Origin of the sequence: [Phormidium] sp. LEGE 05292 (assembly GCF_015207735.1) — a bacterium.
Lineage (GTDB): Bacteria > Cyanobacteriota > Cyanobacteriia > Cyanobacteriales > Aerosakkonemataceae > Floridanema.
In genome coordinates this window covers 22,107-37,332 of record NZ_JADEWG010000015.1, presented here as the reverse complement: position 1 = coordinate 37,332, position 15,226 = coordinate 22,107, and the positions used below count along the sequence as shown (strand labels likewise).

At 40.9% G+C, this 15,226-nt stretch carries 11 protein-coding genes; 5 read left to right on the top strand and 6 right to left on the bottom strand.

Features of this window, described 5'->3' with window-relative positions:
* Positions 1–144: 144 nt before the first annotated feature.
* A complete protein-coding gene (locus IQ264_RS06810) occupies positions 145–2,109 on the bottom strand; it encodes an FAD-dependent oxidoreductase (protein WP_193979875.1) in 1,965 nt (654 codons plus the stop codon).
* Positions 2,110–2,544: 435 nt separating this feature from the next.
* On the opposite strand from IQ264_RS06810, the gene IQ264_RS06805 reads away from it, so the two are divergent.
* Both IQ264_RS06805 and IQ264_RS06800 read left to right on the top strand, forming a co-directional pair.
* The gene (locus IQ264_RS06805; protein ID WP_193979873.1) at positions 2,545–3,105 is read left to right on the top strand and encodes a hypothetical protein; all 561 of its coding nucleotides are present in this window, start codon (positions 2,545–2,547) and stop codon (positions 3,103–3,105) included.
* Positions 3,106–3,177: 72 nt separating this feature from the next.
* Positions 3,178–3,567 carry a hypothetical protein gene (locus IQ264_RS06800; protein WP_193979871.1) on the top strand — a complete coding sequence of 130 codons (390 nt, stop codon included), beginning with the start codon at positions 3,178–3,180 and terminating at the stop codon, positions 3,565–3,567.
* A gap of 18 nt (positions 3,568–3,585) precedes the next feature.
* Here IQ264_RS06800 and IQ264_RS06795 read toward each other — a convergent pair whose 3' ends face one another.
* From IQ264_RS06795 to IQ264_RS06785, 3 genes are all read right to left on the bottom strand, one after another.
* A complete protein-coding gene (locus IQ264_RS06795) occupies positions 3,586–4,191 on the bottom strand; it encodes a hypothetical protein (protein ID WP_193979869.1) in 606 nt (201 codons plus the stop codon).
* Between the two features lie 24 nt (positions 4,192–4,215).
* Complete coding sequence (locus tag IQ264_RS06790) at positions 4,216–6,702, bottom strand: HAD-IC family P-type ATPase (protein WP_193979867.1); 2,487 nt, start codon at positions 6,700–6,702, stop codon at positions 4,216–4,218.
* Between the two features lie 465 nt (positions 6,703–7,167).
* Complete coding sequence (locus IQ264_RS06785; protein WP_193979865.1) at positions 7,168–7,488, bottom strand: YkvA family protein; 321 nt, start codon at positions 7,486–7,488, stop codon at positions 7,168–7,170.
* A gap of 247 nt (positions 7,489–7,735) precedes the next feature.
* Between IQ264_RS06785 and IQ264_RS33835 the strand changes: the two genes are divergently transcribed.
* The 3 genes from IQ264_RS33835 to IQ264_RS06770 all read left to right on the top strand — a co-directional run bounded on the left by IQ264_RS33835 (position 7,736) and on the right by IQ264_RS06770 (position 10,378).
* Complete coding sequence (locus IQ264_RS33835; RefSeq protein ID WP_193979863.1) at positions 7,736–8,881, top strand: MotA/TolQ/ExbB proton channel family protein; 1,146 nt, start codon at positions 7,736–7,738, stop codon at positions 8,879–8,881.
* A gap of 190 nt (positions 8,882–9,071) precedes the next feature.
* Entirely contained in the window at positions 9,072–9,788 is a 717-nt protein-coding gene (locus IQ264_RS06775) for an ExbD/TolR family protein (protein WP_193979861.1), read from the top strand.
* A gap of 233 nt (positions 9,789–10,021) precedes the next feature.
* Complete coding sequence (locus IQ264_RS06770; protein ID WP_193979859.1) at positions 10,022–10,378, top strand: phage holin family protein; 357 nt, start codon at positions 10,022–10,024, stop codon at positions 10,376–10,378.
* Between the two features lie 54 nt (positions 10,379–10,432).
* Here the strand turns inward: IQ264_RS06770 and ptsG are convergent, their stop codons facing one another.
* Both ptsG and ptsP read right to left on the bottom strand, forming a co-directional pair.
* On the bottom strand, positions 10,433–12,268 hold the full coding sequence (gene ptsG / locus IQ264_RS06765) for a PTS glucose transporter subunit IIBC (protein ID WP_193979857.1): 1,836 nt from the start codon (positions 12,266–12,268) through the stop codon (positions 10,433–10,435).
* Between the two features lie 218 nt (positions 12,269–12,486).
* Positions 12,487–15,054, bottom strand: a complete 2,568-nt coding sequence (gene ptsP / locus IQ264_RS06760) for a phosphoenolpyruvate--protein phosphotransferase (RefSeq protein WP_193979855.1) — start codon at positions 15,052–15,054, stop codon at positions 12,487–12,489.
* Positions 15,055–15,226: the final 172 nt, after the last annotated feature.

Below are 15,226 nucleotides of genomic sequence, written 5' to 3'. Positions count from 1 at the left end.
CTAATTAGCTTGCTAACTAACATTAAACAACACAAAGATATCAGACTACCAGGAAAGACTGATTACCTAATATATATACGCCTTTAAATGCTAACAGCGCCACAGGAAAAATACTGAAGAGTTCCCTAGCAATGAATATAATATTTATCTCGATTGATACCAAGTAAAGCGTAACCCTTGATCTCTTAAGTATTGATGTAACTTGGGCATTAGTTTACTAGGAACGATCGCAGCTGGCGTTAACTTTGGTTTATTCTGCTTTAAAATCCAACCCGCAGTTGCGCCCGCTGCACCACCAATACTCCATTCTCCCTGATGAATGCGAGTTACACCATTAACAATATGTGTCACAGCGATCGCCTTTCCTCCAATCAGTAAATTATCCACACCTTGCGGAATCAAACTTTCCAAAGGGATAATTACAGGCTTAACTTTATCTTCCATAGTTCCTGCACTTTGCGCTTCCCAAGGTTGAACCCAATTCCGATACATACAACCTTGAATATCCACATCATAATGAGTAACACCAATCGCAGTCGGTTGAAAATTCCGCCCCCCAGTCATATCTTTCCTGATATCTTGTTCTCGGATCATAAAATTAGTTTGTCCGTAAGCTTTTCTCCCAATAATCCTTCTTCCCTCGCGAAAATAAGGCATCATACTCAACCCAGAAAGTGTACCCATAGGCGAATCTTTACCTGATAAATGTGCCAAAGGAAACTGAGAATTAGTCTTACTTTGTACTTCCATTAACCACTCAGAAAATAACAAAGCCCGATCCTCGCCATGCTGCAACGCAGTAGCAGACATTCCACCCATCCAATTAAGGTATTGTCCTGTTTGAATCAACCTAGCCTCACCCATTAACAAAGGTGGATTCATCAAATTCCAATTATTACCGTGAAACCAATTAACTACAGTCATATCGCCAAAAGATGGACTACCTTCAAATTTCGGATTACCCCTAGCACTAATAATTCGACGATATTTAAAAAGGCTACGTCCATCAAACATGGGAAACCCGATTAAATCAAAATGCTCCCGATGTTCCTCTCTAGAAAATATCGGTTTATATTGGGATAAAGCCGCCCGACTAATGCCGCGATCGTTTTTAATTGCTAAAACAAAAGTAAAAGTAAAAGCTTGCGTACAATCAGGATTATCTTTGAGTGAAGCATTAACTTCCCCAGTAGTAGTGTATGATTCCGAACCTACGCGATGGGGAATTCTCGCCCAAGCTACCAATTCGCCTGTATCTGTAGCATCAATCACCATCAATCTTTTCCCTGGTGGTGCTTCCAAACGAATTGGTACTTTCTCATAAACATCAGTACTTGACCAAGAATACCAAGAGTTTAAATCTTGCGAAAGGCGACCGCTAGGTACATAATTGCGATCGCGTGGAATTCGTCGCACCCCATAAATCGCCGTAATCAACTTACCTGTAGCATCAAATTCTGCCCCCTTAAAAGCAATTCCCGCCCCCCAACGACTTCCAGGCGCAGACTTAGCAGAAGAATTCAGCAATTGTCGCGCAGCTTGTTCTCCCGCCTTTGGTGGAAAACACAGCTTTCCCACCCAGCAACTATTAGTATCATCAACAGTCAGTTTTTGCTTTTGTTTAGACCAAGCAGGCAACTTAATCTGTTGCCGTTCAATCAACTGCTTAAAAGAATTCCAACTCTTGGAAAAATTATCCCGCCTGATCATTGTGTCTGATTCATCGATCGCAGACACACCTTGCGAACTAATCTGTCCCCCAAACCAAGGCGTTAACTCAATCAAGCAAGTCCTCGCCCCAGATTTCATCGCCTGGGAAGCCGCCGCCACCCCACCCAAAGAACCACCAACCACAACCACTTCACATTGCCAAACCTCCTTCGCCGCAGGTAAAGGATCGAGTCGCGGTCTACCATTAGGTAACAGCGATAACGTCCCAGAAGTATTGTCCTTTGGTGTTTGCTCTTCCTCAGCAAAAAAAGAATTCAACAACGCCAACAACGGGCGATGCTTGTAACTCCCGGAAGCAACAGCTAAACCTACTACCACTAAAAAACTGCAAATCGATATTCCCCAGATTAATTGCCGAAGTGAACGAGGCTTCCACATTGATTTGGTTGCAAATAATAAAGTATGAGAGAGTCCGTCTGAATACCTAAACTATTATCCCTGTTCTTCGGTCTGACTTCGGGATCGATCTTTTACCGGAGATCAGCTAAAGGCAAGGAAATCAGGGCATTCGACTTAACTGAAATCTTGCACTCCCGATCGGAGCCTCTATTTCTCGTTCCCAGGTTCAACCCAGGAACGCGATCCCCAGAGGTTCTACCTCCTTTCTGGAGCAAGATCTGAGTTAAACAATTAATAAAGATACTCTTCGTTAATGTCAAATTTTCGCCCCTTCACCTAGTTGGGTGATAATATTTCACCTGGTTTGGTGAAGACTAAATATAGTCACAAATATTACTTTAAAAGTATGGCTAGGTAACATATCTACTTACTTCTTCCTTTACCGTTTCCGATCAACCTCCTTGGAGAACCAATATGTCAGGGAAAGACGCTTATTGTACAGTTAAGCTGTTAATGCGAAAACATATAAAATCCGTTAAGGATCATCCTCATCTGTTAGCCGAACAAAAAGACAAGTACACTAACCTGTTATGGGCGTATAATTTCTTGAGTAATCTGTTAAAGTCCGATGAAGAATTTGCGACTTTGTGCATAGACGAGTTGAAGAGTAGAAACTTGCAACATTCTTCCCCAGATACTAGTTTTGATGAAGTAAATTTTTTGTCTGAACCTGATGCGATTCCCTATTGGGAAATTGTTCGCGATATTGACTTGGGAGTATTAAACGGTTATTTAGATTATTGGAATTTGGTGGAAGAATTAATCATCACCGATAAGGCTAATGAAGAGGATTTAAACAAGCACTTTAAAGTATTAAAATATATTTTAACAGAAGTGTTAGATTCTGACTGTTTTAGTGAAAGATATAAGGGAAGACTTGAGGAAAGGTATATTCAACTTTGGGATAAGCGATTGTTTGTTACAGCACAGAAAAAGCTAGCAACACTAGCAACAAATTTTTATAAAATTCAATAATACTTGGTTAATTTTCAACTAATCACTGAGAATGTTTCGGACTCATTAAACTTGAGAAAATTAGGTGAATTTATGGAATACATTTACTATTTCGCAAATGCTAGTTTAACCTTGCGAATCATCGATTACTTAAATTCTCGACCCTGGTTAGGAATTAATTTTATTACCGTGATTCATGACTTAGATGGTTGGGTAGTTAAAATCAAATTTTTGGGGCATTTAAGTTCGGAAGAAGAAGGCGATTTCCGCGCTATCTTAGATGAATTTGGGATTGTTTATCAACCGGAAATTCAAATAAAAATGGCAATGTGGGCTTTAGAAATTGGGAAATCTCCCCTCTATGTAATTGCCAATTATCAGGTAGCTGTAGTTGCTCACGGTAGCCCAACTACGACGGAAATTCAAGAATTTTGTACTCAATTTATTGAAGATTTAGGCTACTCTCCCCAAACATTACTTTAAAAATCAAGGATTCAGTAATTACTTACACTTGATTGATTTAAAAACAGCTAAAGCTTTTTGTTTAGCATTTTTCCCTAGTGCTTGTACTTCTACCACTAGTCTTTCATTATTGATAATAGTACTAGCACTATATTGTACAGCAGGGATACTTGAGCTTTGATCTTCTAAGGTATAATGACCTTCGTCAATGGTAACACTCAGCGGTTGATTGCAAAATTTCAAGCTTTGGTTATAGGAAGAAGAAATTTCAAATTCTGTTGGTGTCGGTTCGATAGGAGTTCTGAGTCTTTCTATATCTTCTTGGTTTTGAGTATCGCGGTTTAAAGGTGTTTGCATGACAAATATTTCCACATCAGGCGGCGAGGTTTTGCTGTGAACTATGGCAAGTTTAATTCCAGCAAATTTGATGCCGAATTTCCCTTTAGAACCATTGGGAATCCGATAATCAATAATACTTTTAGCTACTGCTTCGGCTCGTTCGGGATCTAGGGCGTTATTATAAGCTTTGATGCCTAATCCAATGATACCTGTAGTGACGAGGGCGATCGCACCACCAATAATCATCACCCAATCTAACAGCTTAACTCGATCTAGTTGTTTTGGTTTTAAATCTTCATCGTTCATTATTAATTAATTAGCTAAAACTTTCTAATCCAAATCTACACCCAAAAACTTATCTAAAAATTTAGTTCGCCACATAAACCGGACTATCAAACACCATTCTAATGCTACTAAACCCATAAATAAATAATCCAAAGCTCCAAAATGCCAAAGTTCAAAAAATTTCCGTAAAGGTGGCACGGATATAATTACGATATATACTAATAATAAACCGACAGCAATAATAGTATATCGCCAATCACCACTTAATCTTTCTCCACCTACCCAAGCATTAGTAGGTGGTTTCAAAAAGAGAATTAAAAACAATTGACATAAAATTAAAATTGTCGCTAAAGCACTGCGGGGAATTGAATAATCAACTTGGGATATATCCGCACCAGGCGGCAAATCTAAAACAGCCCATACTAAATAATATAAATAAACTAAGAGGGCAGTTAAAGTAATTGTTATAGTAGCTGGAATAGTAAAATGCAGCATTGACTGTACCATACTCCGCCTTGGGAAAATTCCCGGTTTTGCCCATATAGGAATACAAATGGTTGGTAATCCTACCCCGATTAAGGAAACTAAAGCACTTTGCTTATTTTCCAAGGGAAAGCTATCAGTAACAATTGCGGTAGCAAAAATTAGTAAAGTTACACAAAATACCCGTACCAAAAACAATTTTAAAATATCAAAAATGCCATTGCGAATTCGTTGACCTTCCAAAAAAGTATAAGGTAAAGCTGCGAAAGAGTCTTTAAGTAATACGATATCAGCTACGCCTCTAGTGGCTTTACTACCGCTTTCCATTGCGATCGCTAAATTTGCCCTTTTTAAGGAAAGCACATCATTCACCCCATCACCAATCATCGCTACATAGTGTCCAGTTTTGCGTAAACTTTCCACTAATCTAGCTTTTTGTTCTGGAGTAATCCGACCAAAAATTGTGCTGTTTTTAGCAGTTTGGGTAAATTCAATCGGACTCATTTGAGTTAATTCTTGTCCCGAAACTACGGCTAAATCATTCCCTATACCTGCTTGTTTTGCTAATGAGGCTACTGTTTGGGGATGATCGCCAGAAATAATTTTAATTTCAATTCCAGCTTTAGCAAAACCCTGAATAGTTTCGTAAGCTTCGGGGCGCAATTGGTCACTCAAACTAATTACTGCTAAAGGAATTAAATTTGCTGGTAATGCTACATCTACTGGTTGATTATTTGTTTCCGCTCGCCTGTTTTTTACTGCTACAATATCAGAACTATAAGCAAACAATACAACTCGTAAACCTTTGTTAGTTTCGCCAGCGATATATTCACTTATTTCTGGACTTAAATCTATATCTTTTGCCAAAACTTCGGGTGCGCCTAAAACATAAATAACTGGTTTTAATGGATCGTCAAATGCGATTCCGCTCCATTTGCGACTAGAAGAAAAAGGTACTTCAGCAATTAGCGATCGCTCTGTTCCCGGACAAGCTAAACCGATCGCATCACTAGTTTTATTCCCCACTTTAGTAGAAGCGGCGAAATCTCCTAAAAGCGATCGTAACTCTCCTTCATTTATATCTAAAGGATAAATCCTTTCTAAATTAATTTCATTAGTCGTTAAAGTCCCAGTTTTATCTAAACAAAGTACATCAACATTACTTAAAGATTCTACCGCATTCGCTTGCTGAATCAACACATTCTGCCCGATCATTTTCACAGCACCTAGCCCATAAGACAAAGTAATTGCTAACAACAACCCGGCTGGTACTAACCCCGCAATTACCGCAGCCCTCTGCAACAAATCAGATAAAGAATAGGAACGACTGAGAAAACTAATACTCACTAAAATCCAGAGAAAACAGGCAATTAACATGAAAACTCGAATTACCACATTAATCTCTTTCTGAAGAGGAGTTAGAACTTGCCGATAAGCTCTTGCACCAGTTGTTAATTGATAAGCTAATGTTTCTGCTCCTACCTTTTGGACTTCACAGCAAGCACTACCACTAACACAGAAACTACCAGAAAAAACAGATTGTCCCGCTAATTTCAGAATCATATCTGATTCACCAGTTAGCAAAGATTCATCAACTTCCATGCGACCTTCGCCAACTACCACTCCATCAACAACAATTTGATCTCCAGACCTAACTAGTAGGATATCTCCTAAAACAATCTCTGTGGGGTCAATATTTTTTTCTCTACATTCTCGAATTACAGTAGCTTTTGGTCTGTTGAGTAAAGCAATTTCATCTAACTTTCTTTTAGCCCAAATTTCTTGGTAGATATTAATTAATATTCCACCCAAAATTACCACTACTACAAGGATACTATCGCCAATTCTACCTAATAGAAAAAATACTGCACTAATCGCAAAGAAAATCCAATTAATAAAAGTAAAAAGATTTTCTTGAAGAATTTGTTTATAAGAACGGCTGGTTTGTAGTTTAACATTATTACCTTTTCCAGCAGCACGGCGAGCGATCGCCTCATCCTCAGTCAGTCCAGTTAAACCATAAGGTTGGGGAATATTTGCTTCAGTCATACTATGTAATAAATAACACTTACTTTACACAAGTTTCACTACTTTAAGCGATCGGCTGACGCAGAATCACTTTCCAGCTACTATTACTGCAAATCGGTAAGCTAATCTATGATATCTCAAACCACGAATAAACTATTGCAGCGCGGCAGAAATAACTAATTAACTCAATTAGCTAGTTACTTGCGTAAGAGTATGTTATTGCCCTGTCTTCGCTTTGATCGCAACAAGGATAAGAGCGAAAACAGGGCAACAACGAACCTAATCCCAGCATTAATTATATAACCAGCAACTTGTGTTATTGACAACAATTATCGCTGTAATTACTACATTTTTCTCGGCTTGGTTAGTGAAGTGAATTGACCAATAAAAAAAGAACTCATTTCATCTTAAAATTAACAAACAGACAAAACAATAAACCCTTTCACCTGCTAGGAAAGGGTTAGTTACAGCTTATGGATCTTTAATTTATTCGACAGAAACTGCTTTTACTTCCACCACTGTATCATCAACACTTTGGTTGCCTTCCGCAGTACGATCGCCAACTTCGCTAGGTTGTTGACCTTGGCGTAATTTGACATAATCGATGAAGATCTGAGATACTTCTGAAACTAAGAGCGCCGTAATTGCTGCATCATCAATCCATCCCACGATGGGCAAAAAATCAGGAGCAATATCGATTGGACTAAACAAATAAGCCAAAGTTCCTAAAACTAACCACCAGCGATATTTCGGATTACGAATTGTGCCGCGATACCAGTTGTAAAATGATTCAAGGAAATTTTTCATTTTTATTTACCCTCCAGCTACTTTCATTGTGACAAAAGCCACATTAAGAGACTGGTGTGGATATCCGTCATTAGGTTTTGTTGCTCTTTTTCCCAGAGTTCATTAGATTTTCTGAAATTAATTTAGGTAATAACCGTCATTGCTGCTCTCTATTTCTTTACAATTGTAAATTGCCTGAGACTCGTTACCAGCGACCTGGGCGACAGAACTTTGTGCAAAGAGGAAAGTACGGAGGAAACCCAAAACTGTGAACATCGTAGAAATTTTTAGATTAGGTGGGCCAGCAATGTGGCCTTTGCTAGGTCTGTCGATCCTGTCATTGACCGTGATTTTGGAGCGTCTGTGGTTCTGGGCAAGAATTCTCAGCAAAGAAAGGGATATCGTTAACCGAGTTTTAGATGCGGCGGTGCAGGATTGGGAAGCGGCGACGGAAATTGCCAGACGTGCCAACAATAAGCCGATCGGTCGGTTTTTGTATGCACCCTTGCGTTTGGGACAACCCGATCCAGAGATATTTAAGCTGGCGCTGGAAAGTACAGCCCATGAAGAGTTAAACTCGATGCGCGGTGGAGACAAAATTTTAGAAGGGATTATTGGTTTAGCGCCCTTGTTGGGTTTGTTTGGTACAGTTTGGGGCTTAATTGTTTCGTTGCGATCGATTCGGATTAGCGATTTAGGAACCCCTTCTACGAGTGGGGTAACTCTGGGAATTGGGGAAGCTTTGATTAGTACAGCTTCCGGGTTAGTAGTGGCGATCTTCACATTAGCTTTCTACCGTTTGTTTCAAGTTTTGCTCTTTAATCAGATGAAAATTTTTCATCGATCTGGTAGCGAATTAGAATTACTTTATCGTCAATATTGGTCACAATCTAGTTCAGGTTCAAGTCGGAAAAACAAAAAGAGAAATGCGCCACCACAAAAACCAGTAATTCAACCAGAAGAAGAGAGAGTTTCTCCGAAAAATAACAGAGATTTTGCTGAACCAGAATCAACAACTAAAATGCAGGCAGAAACCATTGTGCAAACTCCAGAAATAGATTCGTCACTGCCAATAAGAGAAACTCCAACAGAGGAAAATCATCCTACTACACCGGGTAAAACTGGGTTATTTCAAAGATTGCGAAATCGGCTCAAAAATGATAATTCAGAGGTAAAAGAAAGCGATTTCACACAAACACCAGAACCAGAAACAATTACCGACAATTATAAAGAAAGCGATTTCACACAAACACCGGAAACAGCAACGATTGCCGATAATTATACAGAAGCCGCTCATGTAACGGAAGCATCAACGACTTCAGAAAATGTCCATGTAGACGATCGTACCGATACTAATAAAAGCCACTTTACTTCCAATTCAGACACGACAGTAGAAGACAGTAGAAAAGATTAAACTCCATCAAAAGTTGAGTGCCGATTCATTTAGCTGCAATCATGCACTGACATCGGCACTAAGCTATTAATCTTTTAAATTGCTTGTTGAGGCAGCAGAGGAACAGAGGAGATAGTTTAAAGATTTCCCAAAACTTCCCTATTAATAAAAAAAATTTTCAGTAATCTTGAGTTAGGTAATTTGTACACCCATGAAAATAAATCTTGATAACGCATCTGATGAAGCCAGAATAGAACTTTTGCCGCTAATTGATGTCATATTTTGTATATTGACTTTCTTTTTGTTGGCAGCCTTGGGTTTAACTAGACAGCAAGCAATTACTGTGGATTTGCCTCAAGCTAGTAACGCGACTACACCACAAATAGCTTCTAGATTATTAGTCAGCATCAATCCCTACAATCAAATTTATGTAGAGAATCAATTAGTAACTCCAGAACAATTAGAACAAAAATTGGGGGAATTTAATCAAAAAAATCCCCAAGGAATAATGGTTTTATATGCTTCCAAAACAGCTTTTTATAATGATGTGGTGCAAGTTTTGGACAAAATGCAGGCAGTGGGAGGCGATCGCGTAGCCTTAGCCACATTACCTGAATCAGAAACCCCTGGCACATCTCCCCTCCCCACCCCAAGTACAAGCGTTCCCAGTGTCATTACTCCTGGCACACTCCCCACTGCTACCCCAGATGCCGGAGTACCCGGATCACTCCCCATCCCCACGCCAGGGGCACAAGTACCCGGAACACTTCCTGCCCCAGGTACAGGAACTCCAGGAACGCTTCCTCTTCCCACCCCAGGCGCACAAGTACCAGGAACATTTCCTACCCCAGGCGCACAAGTACCCGGAACGCTTCCTCCGACAACTGCTACTCCTGGGGTGACACCAGAGAGTCCGCGATCGCGTTAAGGAGCAGAGGGGCAGGGGAGCAGGGGAGATAATAAATATACCCCTTTCACCTTTACCCTTTGTCCCTTTCTTTCCTTCTGCCTTCTGCCTTCTGCCTTCTACCTTTCTTCTTTGTGCCTTCAGATGGATTGATATTTACACCAATTTGTAGAGGAAATTTAGAATCTGGCAATTTAACGTGATTGTTGTGGTGAATTTAAACAGCCACAGATGAGATGAGAGGGGAAATAAATATGGATTTTATTGATCTGTTAATTGCTTGGATAGTTAGCGCCTCTAGTTTGCTAATTATTACTAAATTGCCAGTTGGAGTAGAAATTGATAGTCCAGCTAAAGCTTACATTTCAGCAGCAGTTATTGGTGTAGTAGCTGCTATTGTTAGACCAATTTTAGGGTTATTTTTCTTTATTCCTAATTTGGTGACATTTAACTTACTTTCGGGAATTTCCACATTTATTATTGCGGCTGTCACTTTTGCGATCGCAGCCTCTTTAGTCCAAGGTTTTCGCCTACGTGCAGGCTTGTGGAGTGCAGTAATTGGAGCCTTAGCACTCTCATTAGTCAGCAATTTAATTTACAGCATTTTGTAAATGCAAGTATACATAAATTAGAAACCCGACTTCTTCAAGAAGTCGGGTTTCAGGTCAAGATTTGGCTAATTGTTCCTTCATTTCTGCGGCATATTGATCGGCATTCAACCCTACTAATAAATGCAATTTATGGTTTGGCAATTGCATAATTCCCTCCACACCAGCAGCTTTTAAAGCTTCTTGATTAATTGCCGAATTATCAGCAACTTCTAAACGCAAACGAGTTAAAGCTACAGGTTCTACATTGCGAATATTAGCAGCACCACCAAGGGCATGAATTAAATCTTTTACCCGACGCGCCGCATTAGGATCTCGAACCACAGCTGGTGCAACACCATTGTCAGTTAAAGTATTTCCTGGGGTAGTTTCGACTGATGGTGGATCTACTATATCTGCTTCTGGGCCAGCAATTTTGAGATATTCCATCATATCAGTTTTCAGGTTTTCTGACCTTGGCCCAAAAATTGCTTGAGCATTATTACCAACTTCCAAAACACCGGAAGCACCCAAAGCTTTCAACTTAGCTTTGTTTACTTTAGACATATCATTGACAGTAATTCGCAAACGGGTAATGCAAGCATCCAAAGTAGCAATATTGCTGCGTCCACCGAAAGCTTTTACTAACTCCGCTGCCATAGTCATACCTGCTGCTGCGATCGCAGTTCCACCTTCCACACCTTCAATAATATTTTCATCTTCCCTTCCCGGAGTTTTCAGGTCAAACCGTTTAATGGTAAAGCGGAACAAGAAATAGTATAAAGCGGCAAACAATGGCCCAAAAGCTAAAATTAACCAGACATTAGTTCCCAGTTTCCAGAATAGGAAAAAGTCGATAAAACCTTGGGAGAAAGTGAAACCCATTCTACCGCCAAGGGTAACAAATAACCAGTCACCAAACCCCGCTAAAAATGCGTGCATTACATAAAGGATGGGGGCAACAAACATGAAGGAAAATTCTAAAGGTTCGGTAATTCCTGTTAAGAAAGAAGTGAACGCTGCTGAAATCATGATCCCGCCTGTGACGGTGCGGTTTTTTGGTTTGGCACAATGCCATATTGCAATACCTGCTGCTGGTAAACCAAACATTTTAAACAGATAAGCACCGCCCAAAATCCCAGCACTTTTATCTCCAGCAAAGAACCGAGTAATATCACCATGAACGACTTTACCAGTAATAGGATCGGTGAAAGATCCGATTTGGAAAAAGAAAGGTACGTTCCAAATATGGTGCAAACCAAAAGGTAATAATGCGCGTTCTACTACTCCATAAATTGCCGCAGTTAGAGCCACATTTTTTCCAGAAGCAGCGGCGTTAGCAGCAGTTTGGATGGCATTACCAATGGGGGGCCAAATGATACTCATTAAAATGCCGATCGCGATCGCACTCAACCCAGTAATAATTGGCACCGACCTTTTACCCGCAAAAAACCCTAAATACTGCGGTAATTGAATGCGAAAAAACTTAGTAAAAATATAAGCGGCTACACAACCAATAATTAAGCCACCAAACACCCCAGTATCCAGAGTGGGAATACCCAAAACTTGTTTTAGTTCGCTACTGGGAACATTAAATAAAGTGGTTGAAGCTGCACCCAAAGAAGCAACAAATACAGCAAAACCTACAGTCGCAGCTAAGGCGGAAACTCCATCATTTTCGGTAAATCCGATCGCAACCGAAATCGCAAAAATTAAAGGTAAATTAGCAAAGATCGAATCGCCTGATTGTTTCATGATCTTTGCTAAAAATTCTGGTATCCACCAAAAGGTTTTCGGGTCACTAAATCTGGCGCTACCAAGTCCGAGTAATAAACCTGCAACTGGTAGCACTGAGACGGGAAGCATTAAGGATTTTCCCATCTTTTGGAGTAAGGCAAATGCTTTTTTCCACATAAAGGTTTCTTGGTTGAAGTAGATTAGAAAATACCTTTTTTCTTCTTTTTCTTTTCTTTGCGCTCTTTGCGTCCTTTGCGGTTCAAAAAAATATTTTAGGATTCCTATCGCAGTCCTATTTAAGTTGTGAAAGAGTTTTTTTTAATGAACCGCAAAGGACGCAAAGAACGCGAAGAAAGAGAAGAAAGAGAAAGTGATATTTGTGGGCTGTTTTTTCTTTATTCTTCTGGTAAGGGAGATAATGCTCTGACTTCGGCTGCTGTGGCTTGAGCGATCGCAAATTTAGCTAATTTCTGGCAATCAGAGAGTTTTAATTCTCTGATTTGGGCTTTAATGCTGGGGATGGTGGGGACGCTGACGCTGAGTTCGGTAACGCCTAAGCCTACTAATAATGGTACGGCTTGCGGATCGCTGGCGACTCCACCGCACACGCCCAGCCATTTTCCTTGATGGCGTGCGGCGGTGGCGGCGACACCGATTAAGGTTAAGACTCCGGGGTTTAATGCGTCTACGTAAGGGGCTAGTTTGGGGTGTCCGCGATCCATTGCTAAGGTATATTGGGTGAGGTCGTTGGTGCCGACGGAGAAGAAGTCGGCTTCTTTGGCAAATTGATCTGCCATGACTGCGGCGGCGGGTATTTCAATCATGATTCCGGCTTCAATGGGCGAAATTCCTAGTTTTTGCCGTTCTTCTTCTAGCATTCCTTTTGCCATGCGCCATTCTTCTAGTCGTGCAATCATGGGGAACATTACTTTTACTTTTCCGGCGTGAGATGCTCTTAAAATTGCTCTTAGTTGGGTGCGGAGTATTTCTGGTCGATCGAATCCTATTCGCACACCTCGTTCGCCTAAAAATGGGTTTTCTTCGTGGGGAATGGATAAGTAAGGTAAAGGTTTGTCGCCACCAACGTCTAAGGTACGAATAATTAAGGGCCGATCGGGGCCTAAAACACGGGCTATACTTTCATAAATTTCGGTTTGTTCGTCTTCGCTGGGGGCGCTGTCTCGTTCCATAAATACAAATTCGGAACGCAACAAACCTACGCCTTCGCCACCCAAAGCAACGGCTTTTTCGGCATCTTCTATATTACCGATGTTGGCTACTACTTCGACGCGATGACCGTCAATTGTTGTGGCTGGTTCAAATGCTGCGGCTAAGTCGGCTTGGCGTTTGGCTGCTAATCTGATTTGCAGTTGTTTGACTCGTTCCATTTCTTCTGGGGTAGGATTCAGGCGCATTGTGCCTTTGCTACCATCCAAAATTACTGGTGTACCGTTGGGAAGGTCTAATATTCTCGGTTCTGCTCCAGCAATTGCGGGAATGTCCATTGATCGCGCGAGAATGGAAACATGGGAAGTTGCGCCTCCACCAACTGTACAAAAACCCAGGACTTTCGATCGGTCCATCGTCGCCGTATCGGAAGGTGTCAAGTCTTCTGCAATTAAAATCGTATTGTCGGGGTAACTAATTTCTTCTACTGTTGCGCCTGTTAAAATTCGCAACACTCTTCCACCCACATCTCGCAAATCATTCGCCCGCGCCGCTAACAGTTCGTTTTGTAGTTTTGCTAGTTGTTGAGCTTGATAAGTGTAGGTTTTTTTCCAAGCGAAAGCCGCACTTTTACCTTCGTCAATCGCTGCGGTTGCCATTTCTTCAATTTCTGGATCTTCTAGCAGTTCTTGATGGGCGGCAAAAATGGCGGCTTTTCCTGCGTCTGCTTGTCCGTGTACTTTGGCGCGGAGTGCTTCTATTTCTAGTTTGGCTTGTGCGATCGCATTTTCCAATTTCCGCCTTTCTTTATTTGGGTTTTCTCCGGTTTCTGCTACGCTAATCTCTTGGTGTCGAATCCGGTAAGTATTTCCCACCGCCACACCTGGAGAAGCTGCTACACCTAATATAATGTTGGGATTTTCCGATCGCGGACGCGGTGCAGGTGTGTTAATCTCAGCTTGAGCAACACTGGCGGGTGCAGGTGCAGGTGATAATCCTTCTTCCCCTAGTCCAGCAAGCATTTCTTTCGTCAGTTCGGCAACTGCTGTTTCGGCATCTTCCCCTTCTGCAACCAAATAAACTGTATCACCATTGTCGATCGACAACCCCATCAATCCGACAACGCTACGCACATTCGCCTGTTTTTCCCCAAACTTTAAGCGAAGATCGGATTTATATTTTTTAGCTAAGTTCGCTAAAACTGCGGCGGGACGGGCGTGCAATCCTGTGGGGTTGGGAATTACAATTGCTTGGGAAATAACTTTTTTACCAGTTGTGCTTTTTTCGGCAGTTGGTGTCTCACTTCCTGTTAAACTGAGTTCCAAAACTACATCTTTTCCCCCAGTCACAACACCAGAACGCGGCGCAAAATTTGCCACTTTCTCACCGTTGGTAATTACTAATTGAGTTAGCAAACTCCGGGCATTTAAGGCAACATAATCCGCATCAAAATCAATGAGTGCATCTCCAGTTTTTACCTTGTCACCTTCTTTAACTTTCGGTGTAAAGCCTTTGCCTCTGAGGGTAACAGTGTCTAATCCAATGTGCATCAATATTTCTAAACCTTCTGCCGTTTTGATAGTTACGGCGTGATGGGAAGGATGCAGTTGAATCACTTCGCCATCACAAGGCGCAAATAAAGTCTCACCTACAGGATCAATAGAGATACCATCCCCAACCATTTTTTGCGCGAATACTGGATCGGGAACTTGTTCGATCGGTAATAAATGACCAGATAATGGGGCTATAATCACCACACCTGAACTAGTTCGTACCGGAGTTGCAGCGTAACTCATGCTAGTCTCCTAACTTCTTGTCATGACCAAATCATAAAAACTGTCTTTTAACTTGCCTGCTATATCTTTTAGAACTTACAAGGAATAGGATCTTATGGCTAGCAATAGGATAAAAAATTTAACTTTTTATTTATGTTTTAACTTTCCTTTAACATGATTAAATAAGTGATAA